The organism is Microbacterium sp. NPDC055988 (genome assembly GCF_042269505.1).
Taxonomy (GTDB): Bacteria; Actinomycetota; Actinomycetes; order Actinomycetales; family Microbacteriaceae; genus Microbacterium.
This window is the reverse complement of record NZ_JBHJXY010000001.1, coordinates 1,972,895-1,989,626: the sequence shown is the minus strand read 5'-3', so window position 1 is coordinate 1,989,626 and position 16,732 is coordinate 1,972,895. Positions and strand designations below refer to the sequence as shown.

The 16,732-nt window shown below is 68.7% G+C and carries 17 protein-coding genes; 9 read left to right on the top strand and 8 right to left on the bottom strand.

Annotation, left to right across the window (positions count from 1 at the left end):
* Positions 1-15: 15 nt before the first annotated feature.
* From ACFC14_RS09535 to ACFC14_RS09525, 3 genes are all read right to left on the bottom strand, one after another.
* The gene (locus ACFC14_RS09535) at positions 16-207 is read right to left on the bottom strand and encodes a helix-turn-helix domain-containing protein (protein ID WP_017204627.1); all 192 of its coding nucleotides are present in this window, start codon (positions 205-207) and stop codon (positions 16-18) included.
* Positions 208-282: 75 nt separating this feature from the next.
* Complete coding sequence (locus ACFC14_RS09530; protein WP_376103442.1) at positions 283-1,206, bottom strand: cyclase family protein; 924 nt, start codon at positions 1,204-1,206, stop codon at positions 283-285.
* A 39-nt stretch (positions 1,207-1,245) separates the two neighbouring features.
* Positions 1,246-2,178 (bottom strand): TetR/AcrR family transcriptional regulator, encoded by a 933-nt coding sequence (locus ACFC14_RS09525; RefSeq protein WP_376103439.1) that lies wholly within the window; start codon positions 2,176-2,178, stop codon positions 1,246-1,248.
* A 102-nt stretch (positions 2,179-2,280) separates the two neighbouring features.
* Here ACFC14_RS09525 and ACFC14_RS09520 point away from each other — a divergent pair, with 102 nt between their 5' ends.
* The gene (locus ACFC14_RS09520) at positions 2,281-3,174 is read left to right on the top strand and encodes an ATP-binding cassette domain-containing protein (protein WP_376103437.1); all 894 of its coding nucleotides are present in this window, start codon (positions 2,281-2,283) and stop codon (positions 3,172-3,174) included.
* Positions 3,171-3,998 (top strand): ABC transporter permease, encoded by an 828-nt coding sequence (locus ACFC14_RS09515; RefSeq protein WP_376103434.1) that lies wholly within the window; start codon positions 3,171-3,173, stop codon positions 3,996-3,998. Before ACFC14_RS09520 ends, ACFC14_RS09515 begins: the two co-directional genes overlap by 4 nt.
* 208 nt (positions 3,999-4,206) lie before the next feature.
* Here ACFC14_RS09515 and ACFC14_RS09510 read toward each other — a convergent pair whose 3' ends face one another.
* The gene (locus tag ACFC14_RS09510) at positions 4,207-4,614 is read right to left on the bottom strand and encodes an ArsR/SmtB family transcription factor (RefSeq protein ID WP_376103431.1); all 408 of its coding nucleotides are present in this window, start codon (positions 4,612-4,614) and stop codon (positions 4,207-4,209) included.
* 106 nt (positions 4,615-4,720) lie between these two features.
* Here ACFC14_RS09510 and ACFC14_RS09505 point away from each other — a divergent pair, with 106 nt between their 5' ends.
* From ACFC14_RS09505 to ACFC14_RS09490, 4 genes are all read left to right on the top strand, one after another.
* The gene (locus tag ACFC14_RS09505) at positions 4,721-6,151 is read left to right on the top strand and encodes a TrkH family potassium uptake protein (RefSeq protein WP_376103428.1); all 1,431 of its coding nucleotides are present in this window, start codon (positions 4,721-4,723) and stop codon (positions 6,149-6,151) included.
* Positions 6,144-6,815 carry a TrkA family potassium uptake protein gene (locus ACFC14_RS09500; RefSeq protein ID WP_021198064.1) on the top strand — a complete coding sequence of 224 codons (672 nt, stop codon included), beginning with the start codon at positions 6,144-6,146 and terminating at the stop codon, positions 6,813-6,815. The genes ACFC14_RS09505 and ACFC14_RS09500 overlap by 8 nt, the downstream gene beginning before the upstream one ends.
* A 78-nt stretch (positions 6,816-6,893) precedes the next feature.
* Positions 6,894-7,670 carry an ABC transporter ATP-binding protein gene (locus tag ACFC14_RS09495; protein ID WP_136042973.1) on the top strand — a complete coding sequence of 259 codons (777 nt, stop codon included), beginning with the start codon at positions 6,894-6,896 and terminating at the stop codon, positions 7,668-7,670.
* Positions 7,652-9,244 (top strand): hypothetical protein, encoded by a 1,593-nt coding sequence (locus ACFC14_RS09490; protein WP_376103425.1) that lies wholly within the window; start codon positions 7,652-7,654, stop codon positions 9,242-9,244. The genes ACFC14_RS09495 and ACFC14_RS09490 overlap by 19 nt, the downstream gene beginning before the upstream one ends.
* A gap of 22 nt (positions 9,245-9,266) precedes the next feature.
* Here the strand turns inward: ACFC14_RS09490 and ACFC14_RS09485 are convergent, their stop codons facing one another.
* Both ACFC14_RS09485 and proC read right to left on the bottom strand, forming a co-directional pair.
* Positions 9,267-9,554 carry a DUF1905 domain-containing protein gene (locus tag ACFC14_RS09485; protein WP_376103422.1) on the bottom strand — a complete coding sequence of 96 codons (288 nt, stop codon included), beginning with the start codon at positions 9,552-9,554 and terminating at the stop codon, positions 9,267-9,269.
* 3 nt (positions 9,555-9,557) lie between these two features.
* Positions 9,558-10,397 (bottom strand): pyrroline-5-carboxylate reductase, encoded by an 840-nt coding sequence (gene proC / locus ACFC14_RS09480; RefSeq protein WP_376103419.1) that lies wholly within the window; start codon positions 10,395-10,397, stop codon positions 9,558-9,560.
* Between the two features lie 59 nt (positions 10,398-10,456).
* On the opposite strand from proC, the gene ACFC14_RS09475 reads away from it, so the two are divergent.
* Both ACFC14_RS09475 and ACFC14_RS09470 read left to right on the top strand, forming a co-directional pair.
* Positions 10,457-11,428, top strand: coding sequence for a cation diffusion facilitator family transporter (locus ACFC14_RS09475; RefSeq protein WP_376103417.1), 972 nt, complete (start codon positions 10,457-10,459; stop codon positions 11,426-11,428).
* A 14-nt stretch (positions 11,429-11,442) separates the two neighbouring features.
* Positions 11,443-11,868, top strand: coding sequence for a hypothetical protein (locus ACFC14_RS09470; RefSeq protein WP_376103414.1), 426 nt, complete (start codon positions 11,443-11,445; stop codon positions 11,866-11,868).
* Positions 11,869-11,900: 32 nt separating this feature from the next.
* Here the strand turns inward: ACFC14_RS09470 and ACFC14_RS09465 are convergent, their stop codons facing one another.
* The gene (locus ACFC14_RS09465; RefSeq protein ID WP_376103411.1) at positions 11,901-12,356 is read right to left on the bottom strand and encodes a nucleoside deaminase; all 456 of its coding nucleotides are present in this window, start codon (positions 12,354-12,356) and stop codon (positions 11,901-11,903) included.
* 94 nt (positions 12,357-12,450) lie between these two features.
* Between ACFC14_RS09465 and upp the strand changes: the two genes are divergently transcribed.
* A complete protein-coding gene (upp, locus tag ACFC14_RS09460; protein WP_376103409.1) occupies positions 12,451-13,083 on the top strand; it encodes a uracil phosphoribosyltransferase in 633 nt (210 codons plus the stop codon).
* 99 nt (positions 13,084-13,182) lie between these two features.
* Here the strand turns inward: upp and ACFC14_RS09455 are convergent, their stop codons facing one another.
* A complete protein-coding gene (locus ACFC14_RS09455; RefSeq protein ID WP_376103406.1) occupies positions 13,183-16,653 on the bottom strand; it encodes a TM0106 family RecB-like putative nuclease in 3,471 nt (1,156 codons plus the stop codon).
* Between the last annotated feature and the right edge of the window lie 79 nt (positions 16,654-16,732).

Here is a 16,732-nt window from a genome sequence, read left to right as displayed (position 1 = left end):
GTCTTCTCCGCGGATTCAACCGACGTCGGCGATGGGCCGCTGCAGCGCGTCGGCCACTGCGGATTCGGGCACGCGATAGCTGCGGCCGAAACGAACGGCCGGCAGCTCCCCGGCGTGGACCAGCCGGTAGACGGTCATCTTCGACACGCGCATCAGCTCGGCGACCTCGGCCACCGTGAGGAATCGGACATCTGGAACCTCGGGCATCCCACGTACCCCTTTCTCGATGTGCACACTCTATGGGGTAGCTGGGACGCATGTAAACCCGTGTGACCCTTGTGATCAGCGGGAAGAGCGCACGGTCGCGAACGCGCGGACGGGGAACGTACCGAACCCGCGCACCGCGGGAGGTGCCGCCGTGAAGTGAGCGCCCCGAGCCGGAAGTGCGTCCAGGCCGGTCAGATGCTCCACCACGTGCACTCCGGCCGCGAGCAGGATGCTGTGCGCCGGGCGCTCCCCTCCGCTCTCGGTGTCGTCGATGTTCAGAGAGTCGATGCCGACGAGGAGCACCCCGGCGTCGGCCAGAAACCGAGCGGCGTCCTCCGCCAGGTACGGCGCGCCGTGGGCATACCCGGGCGCGCCGAAGTGCCGGTCCCACCCCGTATCGAGAAGGACAGCAGAGCCGCGAAGATCGCGGTCGGCGAGGGTGGCCGCACGGATGCCGCGACGTTCCGGCGTCCACGCGTCGCGTAAGTGGAACACTTCGGCGGGTAGCCCGACGAGGGTCCGCAGGTCCAGCGAGGCGAGGTCGCCACCGTCGGCGTATCGATGGAGAGGCGAGTCGAGATACGTGCCGGTATTGCCGATCATCGTGATGACGTCCATCACGAACTCGGTTCCCGGCGCGTACTTCGTGCGGGACTCCTGGCGAGTGAGGAACGGGGTGATCCTCGGCGCGGGGAACCCGGGGTACGTCACCAGCCCCGCTTCGATGGGATGACTCAGGTCGATCACCGCGTCCTCGACCGAATCGCGGACCGTCTGCACGCCTCGACTGCCCCGGTGAGGCTCTTCGACGATGCGGAGTCCGCTGAGCTCGACGCTGCTCACCAGCGCCAGCCCGAGATGCCGGATGAGGAGCGCGCCGATCTCTTCGGACGTCATATCCGTATGCGGGAGGTCGAGACGGAATCCGTCTCCGGTGATGCCGCCCCCGTTCGCGAAGGCGATCGTGAAGTCGAAGTGCGCTCTGTACTCGGCGGTCATGTCCTCATCATGGCGAACATCGCCGACGCTGCCGGCGGATCAGACGGACTTCTTGGTCTTGGCCAGCCGCTCGCGCGCCTCGCGAAGCGCCTGCCTCTCGAGCTTGTGAGCTGTGCGGAGAGCCTTCTCCGCGTCGCGCACGGCCTTCTGTGCCTCCTTCAGGCGGCGATCGCCCGCGAGCTCTGCGGGATCGAGATCGACCCACTCGGTCACTGCGGCCCGCGGCTCGGCGCGGTCGAGTCCGGCGATGTAGGCGGCCACGCCGTCGAGTGTCCGCTCGACCCCGAAGCGGAACGGATCGGCAGCGGACAGGAACACGTCATCCTCGATCGCGCGCCGCAGAGCCGGGAATTCCTCCGCTGTGATCACCCGGTCGAAGAGCGCTGCCTCCCGAGCGGAGACCTCGTCGGGCGTGAGACCGCTGCCGCGGGCCTGTTCCGTGTAGCCGGCCTGCACGATCCCGCACCAGCGGGCGTGCCCCGTCATCGCGAGCGCGACGGCCAGCCGCTCCTCTGCCGTCAGGGGCGTCTCTTCCAGGGCCGTGAGCCCCGCATCGATCCATGCGGAACTGTTTGGCGTGATGGGCGAGCCGGTGATCGGTAGCGAAAGCATCCAGGGGTGACGGAGGTAGAGCAGGATCTGCGCCTCGTACAGCGCCAGCAGTCGCCCGCGCCATCCGTCTACCTCGAGGTGGCTCTCGGGCGGAAGCCCCGTCGCCTCCTCCTGCATGAGCAACAGCAGGTCGTCCTTCGCGGTCACGTAGCGATAGAGCGACATCGGCGTGAAGCCCAGCTTCGCTGCCACCGCCGCCATGGATACGGCGCCGATCCCCTCGGCATCGGCCAGTTCGACGGCTGCGTCGACGATCTTCTCGACGCTCATCTCCCGCTTGGGTCCGCGCTGCGGGTTCGCGGCGACGCCCCAGGCGAGCGCGATCCCCCGTGGCAGCTCCGGCGGCTCGGTCTCAGTCATGCGATCATCCTACTTCTGTTTATTTAATAAACAGTGTGTTACCGTCATACACAGTTGCGTTGCTCATACACAGTTTTTGACATACACAGAAGGGATCACCTGATGGATACAGCCATCGAGGTGCAAGGCCTGCACAAGGCATTCGCCAAGAAGACCGTCGTCGACGGTCTGGATTTCCGCGTCGGACGCGGAGAGGTCTTCGCCCTGCTCGGACCCAACGGAGCAGGCAAGACGACCACGATCAACATCCTCACCACCCTCACCAACGCCGACGCCGGCACCGCGACCGTCGCCGGGTGGGACGTGCGAAAGCACGCGGTCGAGGTGCAACGCCGCATCAGCCTCACCGGTCAGGCGGCCGCGGTCGACGATGCGCTGACAGCGACGGAGAACGTGGTGATGTTCGCTCGTCTCGCCGGTCTCGGCCGCGCCGCGGCCAAGCGTCGTGCCGCCGACCTGATCGCCCAGTTCGACCTGGCCGATGCCGCCGCGCGCACCGTCCGCACCTTCTCCGGGGGAATGCGCCGCCGCCTCGACCTCGCTCTGAGTTTCGTCGTGACTCCGGAAGTGCTGTTCCTGGACGAGCCCACGACCGGCCTCGACACTCGCAGCCGCCGCGATCTGTGGGACATCATCCGGATGCTCGCCGCTTCCGGCACCACGGTGTTCCTGACGACGCAGTACCTCGAGGAGGCCGACCAGCTCGCCGACCGGATCGCGGTGCTGCACGACGGTCGCATCGCCGCGCTCGGCACACCGGCGGAGCTGAAGGCGCGCGTCGGCGGGGACACGGTCGAACTCCATGACGACCACGGCGTGCTCCGCCGCGAGATCCCCACCGACGGCACGGTCGCCGACCTGCGGCGAGCGCTCGACCTGCTCGACGAGGAGGGTGCCGACGGAGTCGTCACCCTGCGTCGCCCGACCCTCGACGACGTGTTCCTCGCCGTCACCTCCCCTGCCCCCACCCCTCGATCCGTGAAGGAGCACGCATGAACATCACCTTGGCCGCGCCTCGAGCGACGGCATCCATTCCCTCCGCACCCGTTCCCCGTCCGCGGCTTCGCGGATTCACCGCCGAGGCCGTCTTCGTCGGACGGAGCCTGCGTCATTCCGTCCGCGACGGTGAATCGCTGCTGATGGCGATCATGCTGCCCGTGATGCTCATGCTCATGTTCACGTGGGTCTTCGGCGGCGCCATCGACCCGTCGGGCGCCTACGTCGACTACGTCGTGCCGGGCATCATCCTGACGTGCGCCGGCTTCGGTGCATCGTCCACCGCCGTGTATGTCGCGAACGACATGCGCACCGGCATCATCGACCGCATCCGCACCATGCCGCTGAGGGCAGGGGCCGTGCTGACCGGTCACGTGGTCGCCAGCGTGCTGAGGAATCTGATCGCCACCGCGATCGTGATCGGCGTCGGCGTGCTGGTCGGGTTCCGACCCACCGCGAGCCTCGGGGAGTGGATCGCGCTGGCGGGCCTCATCACCCTGTACATCCTCGCGATCACGTACCTGTTCGCAGCCATCGGGCTCGCGGCAGGAAGCCCCGAGGGCGCGAACGGATACGGTTTCGTCCTGCTGTTCCTGCCCTATCTCTCCAGCGCGTTCGTGCCCGTCGCGAGCATGCCGGAGTGGCTGCAGCCGATCGCGGCGAACCAGCCGATCACCCCCATCGTCGAGACGATCCGCTCCCTCCTGATGGATACGCCGCTGCAGGGCGAGGCATGGTGGGCCATCGGCTGGTGCCTGGTCATCCTGCTGATCGCGGTGGCCTGGGGCGCGTGGCTCTTCCGCCGCAAGGCGGGCCGACGGTGATTGCCTTCCGCCACGGCTCGGATCCCAGCTGAGCCATAGCGACTCCGCGTCGTTCGCTCAGATGAGACTGCGATGCTCGGTGCAGGACTCGCACCGACCCCGCCGAGTCCACGCGGGTCTGGGGACCTGCGGATCGCCCCTGACGACATCCCCCCGGTCGTCAGGGGCGAGGCGTTTCCCCAGGACTCATTCCGGTCGGGGCGAGGGGTCAGGCTCCGAGGCGCTTGAGTGCGTTTGCGACGACATGCTTCGCAGAAGCCGCGGCGCGTCCGACGACCTCGGCAGCGTGCGCAGCACTGTCCGGCACGGGGTAGTCGATGTCGGGAGCTTCGTCGCCGTATGCGTCCACGAGGAACGGCACCAGCCAGTCGTCGACGACCTCGAGCGGCTCGACCGCGAGACTGTAGAAACGACGCTGGCCGTCTTCGCGCACGGAGACCAGCTCGGCATCGCGCAGCACCTTCAGATGCTTCGACACTGTGGGCTGGCTGATGCCCAGGTCGGCGACGATCTGGCTGACGCTGGTGCCCGTCTCTCCTTCGGCCGTACGTCGCAGCAGGAGCTGGAGGATGTCTCGCCTCGTACCGTCTGCGATCACGTCGAAGATGTCCGTCATGTGATCAGGGTAGTCGGCTCCGGCACGGAGTACCATGACGAAGGCTCGGCGACTGGCGCCGCGTGTCCGCGGTGTACGGACGAGAGAGAATCACGAGGGGGCAGCGATGTCGGGCATCGTTTCGGCGTCGTCCCCACGGCAGGCCCTCAGAGGTGCCGCCGGACGGGTGAAGCACCTCGTCACCTCGTCGCCGTCCCGCTTCGCGATCGTCGTGTTCGCGCTGCTGATCCTGGTGTTCACGGTGCTGCTGTCGCTGCCGATCGCGTCCGCGAGCGGCACAGTCACACCGCTGAGCGATGCGCTCTTCACGGCCGTCTCGACCATCTGCGTCACCGGCCTCGCCACCGTCGACATGGCCAACCACTGGTCGCCGTTCGGCCACGTCCTGATCTTCCTCGGGGTGAACATCGGGGCGCTCGGCGTCCTCACGCTCGCGTCTCTCATGGGCATGCTGATCTCGAAGCGTCTCGGTCTGCGGGCCAAGCTGTTGGCCGCGGGCGACACCAACCCCCTCCGCGCCCACGGCGGCGTGGTCAACGAGAGCCAGACCGTGCGACTCGGCGAGGTCGGCCAGCTGCTGACCACAGTCGCGGTGTCAGCGCTCATCATCGAAGCCTCGTTGGCGGCGCTGCTGTACCCCGCGCTCGTGATGGCGAAGGTCGACCCGATCGCCGCGCTCTGGGAGGCCCCCTACTTCGCGGCGATGGCGTTCACCAACACCGGGTTCGCCCCGAACGACGGCGGCGTCGCGGTGTTCGCCGACGACTACATGGTGCTGTTCCTCCTCATGGTGGGGGTCTTCCTCGGCAGCATCGGCTTCCCCGTGATCTACACCCTCGCCAAGCACGTCTGGCACGTGAAGCGCTGGTCCCTGCACACCAAGCTCACGCTCGTCACCACCGTGCTGCTGTTCATCCTGGGTGCGGCCGTCTTCGTCATCCTCGAGTTCGACAACCCGAAGACGTTCGGGTCGATGGATGCCGCCGACACCACCTTCCAGGCGTTCTTCCTCTCCGCCATGACCAGATCCGGCGGATTCAACGTGATCGAGATGGACGATCTGAACGGCTCCTCCCTGCTCGCCGCCAGCATGCTCATGTTCGTCGGCGGCGGCTCGGCATCGACCGCGGGCGGCATCAAGGTCACCACGCTCGCCGTCCTCGCGATCGCTGTCTGGTCGGAGGCGAAGGGCCGGCAGTCGGTCGAGGCCTTCGGACGCCGCATCCCCAGCGACGTGCAGCGCGTGGCCCTCAGCGTCGTCGCGTGGGGTGCGACCATCGTCGCGCTGTCGACGATCGTGATCGCTCAGATCACCAAAGCCGACATCAGCCACGTCCTGTTCGACGTGATCTCGGCCTTCGCGACCGTCGGCCTGTCGACAGGGCTCACCGCAGACCTCCCGGACGCCGGCTCGTACGTGCTTGCCGCGACCATCTTCATGGGCCGCGTTGGTACAGTGACACTCGCCGCGGCGGTCGCCGCGACATCGCGAACGCAGTACTACTCACTGCCCGTGGAAAGGCCGATCGTTGGTTGAAGTCCTCCGGGGCGACGCTCCCGTCCTCGTCATCGGTCTCGGTCGATTCGGCGCCGCCTGCGCTGGAGAGCTCGACCGCCTCGACCGCGAGGTGCTCGCGATCGACGACAACCTCGAGCTCGTGCAGAAGTGGTCGGACCGGGTCACCCACACGGTGCAGGCCGACGCGAAGAACATCGACGCGCTCCGCCAGATCGGCGCCCAGGACTTCCAGGTCGCGGTCGTCGCCGTCGGCTCGTCGATCGAGGCATCCGTGCTGATCACCGCGAACCTCGTCGACCTGAAGGTGCCGCAGATCTGGGCCAAGGCCGTCTCGCAGTCGCACGGCAAGATCCTGGCGAGGGTCGGCGCGAACCACGTCATCTACCCGGAGCGCGAGGCCGGCGAGCGCGTGGCGCACCTCGTGAGCGGGCGCATGCTCGACTTCATCCGCTTCGACGACGACTTCGTCCTGGCCAAGATGTACCCGCCGAAATTCATCCGCGGCGTCGGCCTGAACGAGTCGGGCGTGCGCTCGAAGTACAAGGTCACCGTCGTGGGCGTGAAGAGCCCTGGCAAGCCGTTCCGCTACGCCGAGGCGAACACCATCGTCACGAATCACGACCTCATCATCGTCTCGGGGACCAACAGCGACATCGAGCGCTTCGCCGGCCTCGACCGCTGACGCTCGGATACATCCGATACCTCGACTCCCCCTCGCGGCGGATGCACCGCCGTCCACGGCCGTGGTGGGATGGGACGCATGACCGACAACGCAGCGGCCCCTCCCGTCCTCGCCCTCCGCGGGCTCCGCAAGCAGTTCGGGCAGAAGATCGCCGTCGACGACCTCTCCCTCGACGTGCCGGCCGGATCCATGCTCGGGCTCCTCGGCCCGAACGGTGCGGGCAAGACCACCACCCTCGCCATGACCACGGGCCTGCTGCGGCCGGATGCCGGTGCCGCATGGGTACTAGGCGCGGACGTGTGGCAGAACCCCGCCGACGCGAAGGCCCGGATGGGTGTGCTGCCCGACGGCATCCGCATGCTCGACCGCCTCACCGGCGCCGAGCTGCTGCGCTACACGGGGCTGCTCCGCGGCATGCCCGAAGCCGAGGTCGTCTCGCGCAGTGATGAGCTCCTCGCCGCACTCGGCCTCACGGACGCGCGGGACCGGCTCGTCGTCGACTACTCGGCGGGCATGCGCAAGAAGATCGGCCTGGCCTGCGCACTGATCCACGCGCCCCGCCTGCTGATCCTCGACGAACCGCTGGAAGCCGTCGACCCGGTGTCCGGCGAGACGATCCGCCAGATCCTGCGGGCGTTTGTGGACGGCGGTGGCACCGTGGTGCTGTCGAGCCACGTGATGGAGCTCGTCGAGTCGATGTGCGACCGGGTCGCGATCGTCGCGGAGGGCCGCCTTCTCGCGCACGGAACTCTGGATGAGGTGCGAGCCGGACTGTCGCTGCAGCAGCGGTTCCTCGCACTCGTGGGGGCACACGACCTGGGGACGGAGACGCTCGCGTGGTTGCGCTCCTCGTAAGCCTGCGCTGGCGGCAGCTGCGCCATCAGCTGTCGCGGAACCCGTGGATGATCGTCACCCTGGTCATCACGGGACTGATCGCCCTCGGCTTCCTCGCCGGCCTCGCCGCAGGATTGGTGGCGCTGCGGTTCGCCGCTCCCGACGCCGCCGTCACGGTGATCGTGCTGGCGGGGGCGGTCATCGTCCTCGGCTGGTGGATCGGGTCGATCCTGGTCAGCGCCGACGACTCGCTCGCACCCGAACGATTCGCGCTGCTCCCCCTGACGGCACGCTCCCTGCTGCCGGGCTTCGTGGTCGCGGGGGCGACGACGGTGGGCGGCATCGGCACCACCGTCGCGCTGCTCCTCATGCTGCTCGGCTGGTCGGTGAGCGTGCCCGCGCTGCTGACCGCACTCATCATGACCCCCGTCGCCGTCGCCACCTGCGTGCTGGGCGCCCGCGTCGTGAGCGGTGTGCTGGCCGGCTGGCTCGCGCGACGCAGCGCCCGCGACCTGGTCGTGATCGTCGGCGTGGTGCTCCTCTCCTCGTCCGGCGTCCTGCTCAATGTGGGGATCGGCGCGCTGGTCCGGGTGAACGACGTCGGCGGAGCGTTCACCACCATCGCGGACATCGCCGCGTGGACGCCGATGGGCGCCGTCTTCGGCGTACCCGGGTCCGTCGCTCAGGGCGACTTCCCGGCTGCGGCACTCCGCCTGGTCATCGCCCTCGCCACGGTCGCCGCCTTGTGGTTCGCGGCACAGGGGCTGCTCGCTGCGCGGCTGGTCGCCCCCATCCAGGACACCGGCGGCGGACGCGTGCGCTCGGTCGGGCTGCTCGATCGGGTGCTGCCGGCCAGCCCGGTCGGGGCGATCGCCGCCCGCACGCTGCGGTACTTCCGACGCGATCCCCGGCAGATCGTCAACATCGTGATGCTCCTGCTGCTGCCCGCGATCTTCATCGGCCTGTCCCTGATGAACGGGCTGCAGGACGAGTCCATCGGATTCGGCCCCGCGATCACCCTCATCCCGACGATCAACGCCCTTCTCACCGGCACCGTCGTGCAGATGGCGATCGCCTACGACAACGACGCGGTCGCCGCGCACATCCTGAGCGGCGTCAGCGGCTCAGCCGACCGAGCAGGACGACTGCTCGGCTTCGGGCTGATCGCGATTCCCGTGACGCTGCTGCTGTGCGTGGCCACCTGCCTGATCGCGGGTCGGATGGACCTGCTCCCGGGCAGCATCGGATCCGCCCTCGGCCTGACGGCGATCTCCGCAGGCGCCGGGGCGTGGGTCGGCAGCTTCCTTCCCGGTCGCGCGCCCGCCCCCGAGGCGAACCCCCTCGGCCGCGGCTCGTCCGGTGGCGTGCAGTCGCTGCTGGCGATGATCATCATCGGACCGATCACGCTCGTGCTCGGGGCACCGGCGTTCGGTTTCGCGATCGCGGGCATCTGGACTCCCGCGTTCGGCTGGGTGAGCCTCGTCTGCGGCGTCGTGCTCGGCGCCGTGGCCCTGTGGGGCGGGACGATGCTGGGCGGCAGCATCCTGAACCGGCGCTGGCCGGAGGTGCTCGCCGAGGTCTCCAGCGAGAGCTGACCGGACGCGAGGGCTCAGGCGCTCAGGCGTCGATGTCGAGGACGAGCTCGACCACGTCATCGACGCCCAGGCCCTCGCGGTCCTGGAGCGCCTTCTTGATCGGCACGATGTAGCCGCCGTCCTTCGGCCAGAGGGCCGTCGTCACGGTCGTGGAGCCGATGGAGACGGATGCGGGGATCATCCCCCACCCGTACGTGACGATCGACGCGACGTCGTGGATCATCTCGCTCTCGGCAGCCGGCACGGTGACGAAGTGGAACGGCGCAGGTCCCCGCCAGTACCAGATGGCTCCTTCGATCCGCAGCTGCATGGCTCAGGCCCCGGCGGCGAGTTCCTTCGCCCGCGCGAGGGCCGCGCCCGCGGCATCCGCGAAGGTGCGGTCGAGGTGCGCGTCCTGCAGCACGGCGACCGCGCGCTCGGTGGTTCCCTTCGGGCTCGTGACGCGACGACGCAGCTCGGCGGGGTCCTCCCCCGAAGCGTCGAGCAGGGCGGTCGCGCCGATGAAGGTCTGCTCCACCATCAGCCGAGAATCGGCCTCGGTGAAGCCCATACCGACAGCCGCCTTCGTGAATTCCTCGATCAGCAGGTACACGTACGCGGGCCCGGAGCCCGAGATCGTGGACAGCGCATCGATCTGCGACTCCGGGACCTCGACGACGGCGCCGACGGTCTCGAACAGCCGACGGACGAGGGCGAGATCCTCGGGCGTGGCGGCGGAACCTGCGGCGAGGCCGGTGACGCCCTTGCGCACGGTCGACGGCGTGTTCGGCATCGAGCGGATGACGCGGGCGTCGGCACCGAGCACGTCGGCGAAGGTGTCGAGCGTGACGCCGGCAGCGACGCTCACCACGATCGCGTCCGAAGTCAGGTGCGGAGCGATCTCGCGGAGCAGGTCGGGCACCATCGCGGGCTTGACGCCGACGAGCACGATGCGTGCCTGCGCGGCGGCCTCGGCGTTGCCGTCCGGCCGCTCTGCGAGAGCGACGCTGGTCACCCCGTCGAGGTCGGCGAATGCCTCGGCCTTTTCCGGAGTGCGGTTCGTCGCGATGATTCCACCGTCGATCCGGATGCCGGAGGCGACCACTCCTCGGAGGATCGCACCGCCCATCGAGCCGGCACCCAGGAAAGCGAGAGAAGGAAGCGAATCAGCCATGTCGTCATCCTACGGCGGGCACTCCCGCAACCTCGGGCGGGCGGTTCTAGACTCGTCCCATGAGTGCATCCGGAGGCAATAAGGCCATCGTCGCGGCGTTCCTGGCGAACCTGGGCATCGCCCTCGCGAAGTTCGTCGCCTGGGCCCTCTCCGGCTCCGCCTCGATGCTCGCGGAGGCGATCCACTCGGTCGCCGACTCCGGCAACCAGCTGCTGCTCATGCTCGGCGGACGCAAGGCGCGACGCGAGGCCGACCGCGCCCACCCGTTCGGGTACGGCCGCGAGCGCTACGTTTACGCGTTCGTCGTCTCGATCATCCTGTTCTCGGTGGGCGGTCTCTTCGCCATCTACGAGGGTGTCGAGAAGCTGACCAACCCGCACGAGCTCGACAAGACCTGGTGGTGGCTGCCCCTCGTCGTGCTCGTCGTCGCGATCGGACTGGAGTCGTTCTCTCTGCGCACGGCCGTCCGCGAGAGCAACGTCGTGCGCGAGAAGGGACAGTCGTGGGTGTCGTTCGTGCGCCGTTCGAAGGCGCCCGAACTGCCGGTCGTGCTGCTCGAAGACGTGGGCGCGCTGACCGGTCTCACGTTCGCCCTGCTCGGCGTCGGCCTCACGCTGCTCACCGGGAACCCCGTGTTCGACGCACTCGGCACCGTGATGATCGGCGTGCTGCTGGTGCTGATCGCGATCGTGCTGGGCATCGAGACCAAGAGCCTCCTCGTCGGCGAAGGAGCGACTCAGGCCGACCACGACCGGATCGTGGACGCCATCAACGCAGGCGACGAGATCGAGAAGATCATCCACATGAAGACCCTCTACCTCGGCCCGGACGAGCTGATGGTCGCCGCGAAGATCGCCCTCAACGCCGACAAGCCCCTGCGTGAAGCCGCCGACGACATCAATGCGATCGAGGCCCGCATCCGCGAGGCCGTGCCGGTCGCTCGCATCGTGTACATCGAGCCTGACGTGTACCGCCCGGCGATCGATCCCGAGCCGTCGACCGACGTCTTCGTGCTGAAGTCGTCGGACTGATCGCGGAGTCCGACATGACGCGGGCGAAAAAACTCCTCGGCCTCGTAACTGCGGCCGGTCTGGCCGTCCTTCTCTCCGGCTGCTCCCTGAACACGATGCTCTGGGGCGACGACGGAGCAGGGGTGATCGAAACGACCGAGGGCCTGATCGACGCAGCGACGGAAGGCGAAGCCGACTCGTACATGTGCGAGGGTCACGACCCGGAGCTGCGCGAACCGGCGGATTGGGAAGGGCTGTCCGCAGAGGAGCCCGAACGCTTCGTGCCGGGCTACTGGCCAGATCAAGTTCCCTTGGAGCCACGCTGGAACATCGGCCTCTCCCTGCCCACGGAACGGGTGGCCGGAGGCGTGGAATTCCCTGGCTACGTCTTCTACCAGGAGACCGATGACGGGCTGTGCGTCGTCGATGTCACCTGGTGGACCGTCGAAGCCGAGGGCTGACGGGCCCGACGCGCGTGCGCTGCGGCGGCAGCTCAGCGCCGCTGCTCGAAGAAGGTCCGCAGCAGCGCGGTCGCCGCGTCCGCTTCGATGCCGCCGATCACCTCGGCGCGGTAGGGCAGCCGCCGGTCGCGCAGCACGTCGTACATCGAGCCCGCCGCCCCCGCCTTGTCATCCCAGGCACCGAAGACCACCCGACCGACGCGCGCCTGCAGGATCGCCCCCGCACACATGACGCACGGCTCGAGGGTGACGACCAGCGTGTGCCCCTCGAGATTCCAGGAGCCGGCGGATGTCGCCGCACGCCGAAGCGCCTCGACCTCGGCGTGCCCGGTCGGATCGTTCGTGGCCTCGCGGGTGTTGCGCCCCTCGGCGACGATCCATCCGGCGGGGTCCAGCACCACGGCGCCGACAGGGATCTCCGATGCCGCAGCGGCCTCGGCCGCGAGCTCGAGCGCCCGCCGCATCGCGAGGTCGTCGGCAGCGGTCATGCGTCGAGCCTACGACAGCCGCCGATCGCGGCCCGGGACAGCAGCCGGCGGTCTCGATGTCGTTCCGGGAGGCGCGGCGCATTACCCTGTATCCATGCGCGTTCACGTGGCCGACCACCCTCTCATCACTCACAAGCTCTCGGTGCTGCGCGACGCGCGTACCCCCTCACCGGTGTTCCGGCAGTTGACGGAGGAGCTCGTCACGCTGCTCGCGTACGAGGCGACCCGCAACGTGAAGGTGAGCCCGATCGAGATCACCACCCCGGTGACCAGGACGATGGGTGTCAAGATCTCGGAGCCGCGCCCGATCGTGGTGCCGATCCTGCGCGCCGGCCTCGGCATGCTCGAGGGCCTCGTCAAGCTGCTTCCGACCGCCGAGGTCGGGTTCCTCGGAATGGTCCGCGACGAGACCACCTTCGAGCCGACGACCTACGCCGAGCGCCTCCCCGACGACCTCAGTGACCGTCAGTGCTTCGCGATCGACCCGATGCTGGCGACCGGTGGCTCGCTCGCGGCAGCGATCCAGTTCCTGTTCGACCGCGGAGCGAAGGACGTCACCGCGATCTGCCTGCTGGGCACGCCCGAGGGTGTCGCCGCGATCGAAGCCATGGCCGGCGACCGCGACGTGACCCTTGTGCTCGGTGCACTCGACGAGCGTCTCGACGAGAAGGGCTACATCGTTCCCGGGCTCGGCGACGCGGGCGATCGCCTCTACGGCACGGTCTGACCCGACGCTTGGGCTGCGCGGTCATGACTGCGCGGTCATGGGCCGCGCAGTCATGGGCTGCGCGGTCATGGCCGCAGAGGCCGCCGGACCGCGCAGTGCTCAGTCCGCTGCGCCGACCAGACGTGCGAAGGCGCTGAGGCGAGCGACCCCCTCCGGCGTATACGGAAGGTCGTCGAGCAGCGCCGGCGAATGGATCAGGTAAGCGACCGCCTGAGCCCGCGAGATCGCCACGTTCAGTCGATTCTGCAGCAGGAGGAACTCGGGGCCGCGGGGTGCGTCCCGCCCGCTGGAGGCCGCGAGCGACGTGATCGAGACGACCGCCTCCTTGCCCTGGAAGTTGTCCACCGTGCCGACCGGGACATCGTGGTAGCCCGCCTCCGCGAGCGCATCGAGCACCAGCTGACGCTGCGCGTTGTACGGCGTGACCACGATGATGTCGGCGGGCACCAGCGGCCTGGCCGACCGGGACGCATCGTTGTCGGTGAAGGGGCGTCCGACCAGGTCACGGACCAGCCGGACGACCTCCGCCGCCTCTTCGGGAGACTGCGTCGAGTTGCCACGATGCCGCAGCGGGATCACGTGCAGGCCGGCGTCGATCCCCTCGACCGATCGCAGCTCGGTGCCGGGGGCTGACGCCAACTGCCCGGCGTAGGCGAGCTTCGACACCGGGGCCGCGACGAACGGATGCATCCGCCAGGAGCGCGCCAGGAAATAGCCGTACTCCGGCCGCACGACCGGATCGCCGTCCATCACCCACCCGAGCGCGGAGGCGTCGACCGGTTCGGGGTGGGCGCCCTGGCTCACCTGGGGAAGCTGCTGCGGATCCCCGAGCAGCAGGAGCCTCTTCGCGCCGGCGGCGACCGCGATGGTCGAGGCGAGCGAGAACTGACCGGCCTCGTCGATCACGAGCAGGTCGAGTCCGTCGCGGTCGACGCGCTGGGTGTTGCTGAAGTCCCAGGCCGTGCCGCCCACGACGGCACCCTCACCGGCGTGCTCGGCGAGGAACGACACCATCCCGGTCTTCGGAATCGTCGTGTACGAATGCTCCGCATCCGGGTCTTTCGGCGCCTTGCCGACCTGAGCCGGCGCGACGCCGTCGGCCACGACCCGCTCGAGCAGGGTCTCGATGATCGCGTGCGACTGCGCGACGACGCCGACCTTGAAGCCGTGCTCGTTCACGAGGCGCGCGATCACCCGGGATCCCGTGTAGGTCTTCCCGGTTCCGGGAGGGCCCTGCACCGCGAGATAGCTGTGGTCGAGGTCGAGCACCCCCGACACGATCGCATCGACCGTGTCGTCGCCGGCAGCGAGCAGCGGCTTCCCCGACACGGTGCGCGGCGGAATCCGGCGGAGGATGTCGGTCGCGGCGTCGTGCGGGAACCCCGGAGCCGCGGCATGCAACGCATCGGCCCACTCGTCGATCGCCCCCTGGAGGGACACGACACGCGGCGGCGCCGCCGGGGTGAGGGCGAGCGGCAGTTCGTCCCACGTCTGCCCCTGCACCGCCGACTCGGTGATGAGGTAGCCGTCGTCGAGAACCTCCGCCACCGAGACGGTGTGCGGCACGTGCACCGCGCGCGAGGGGACCTCGGTGTCGAACGGCGCCGGAACACCATAGAGCGCGAACGGCTGCGATCCGGCACCGAGGGTGGTGCCCGGTGACACCTCGCCGCGGATCTCGACGTCGCGGGACATCACCCTGCGGCCCTCTCCGATGCTCCAGTCGCGACGGACCGTCGAGGAGGGGCGGTCGACGCGCACCACGTCGCGCGTGCCGTCCCACATCGTCACCGGCTCGCGCAGCCGCTGGAAATGCGACACCCAGAAGCTCTTCGCCTCACGCGGGAAGTAGTCGATCGCGGCGGCCGCGAGGCGATGCACGAGCCCGTCGTCGCCCGCTTCGACGGCACGCTCGGCATCGGCGAGGAGCGCGACCGAGCGCGGCGACGGCTCGTAGATGACCTCGTCGGCCTCGTCGGGTGGCGCCGGGGTGACGCCCTCTTTGCGTGCGATGTCGATCAGCCAGTTGCGCAGGCGCCTGGTCGACACGCAGTCGTAGCGGTTGTAATCGGCGAGGTCTGCCAGTACCGCGTCCGCCCCGGCCTGCTCCCCCGCCACCGCGAGCTCACGAGCCGCGACGTACTGCACGATCGAGTCGTCGCCCTTCTGCACGTCGCTGGTCCGCACGTCTTCGCCCATGTACAGCGGCTCGAGCTTCTTGATCGAGTACGAACGCGAACCGACGCGCACCGTCCGCAGCACGAGCGGATACAGGTCGACGAACACGCCCTCGCGCAGCAGCCGATCCACCTCGCCCTCGCGCACACCATGCCGTGCCGCCATCGCCATGAGGTGCGAGGTTTCATAGGGCGCATAGTGGTAGATGTGCATTCCGGGGTGGGCGATCCGGCGTGCATTCACGAAGTCGAGGAACGTCTCGAGCGCCCGCTTCTCGTCGGCGAAGGTGTGCGCCCACAGCGCCGAGTACTGGTCGGCGTTGTCGACCCAGCCGAAGAGGTAGTCGATGCCCCAGTGCCCTTCTCCGTCGGCGGCGGGCTCGGTGTAGAGCGGGTCTCCTTCGAAGTCGAAGAAGATGTCGCCGTGACTGGGAAGCGGGAGGGTGTGGATCGCCGGGGCGTAGTGCACGTCGTAGGTGGGCCGCCCCTCGGCATCGGCGAGCAGCTGCAGCCGCGCCTGGGCACGAAGCGTCTCGAACGTGTCGACGTTCATGCCGGCCGGCGCCGCGGAAGCTTCGGCCAAGGCATCGATCGTCTCGATGCCGGATGCCCGCAGACGCGCACGCTGCACGGGGCGCATCCGCGCGACCATCAGGAGATCGCGATGCGCGAGCACCTGCTCCTCGCAGGTGGCGCAGCGCCCGCAGGCCACGACCTGCAGATCGCCCCGATCGTCTCCCCAGCCGAGCGGCTCGCCCGTCGCACCATCGGTGATGCGACGGTCGGCGATGAGCGCGCGCAGCCGGGCCCGCCGCACCTGGAAGAGCGGAAGGAGGTCATCCACCTGATGGGTGCTGAGCGTGCCGTCGCCGAGGATGAGGTCGACCTCATCGGACCGCGGGATGCCGAGCCGGTCGAGCTGGTCGACGTATGCCGCGAGCTGCATGAGAGCCGTGACCCGAGCCTTGCGCGCCAGCTTGGAGTCTTGAACACGCCATCGGCCGTCGTCGTCCTTGCGGAGGAAGTCGGCGAAACCGACGAACTCGTCGGTGGCGAAAGCCGCCTGGAACACCACGAGCGCATCGGAGCGCAGCGCCCTGACCGTCTCGTCGATCGCGGCTGCCAGCGCCTCGGAATCGACCGATGAGACTTTCTCGATGCGGTGGACGCTCGCATCACCCAGGTCGTGGATGTATCGGGCCAGCACATTCTGTTCGTGCACGTCGCCCAGCTCTGCGGCACGCTTCAGAGTCGCATCTTCCGGCTCCTCGACGGCGGGCACCCGCCCCAGCTTCGCGTCGATCGCCCGACACCAAGCGAACTCGCATTCGGCGGCCGCCTTGAGGTCGCTCGCGCTCCAGATGACGCGCTGCGCCTGAGTGTCGATCCGCACGATGCTCCCGTTCTGTCGGATGCTTCGACACTATCCGCGACATCGGACACGACGCGAAGCGGGGCACCCCGCAGAGGCG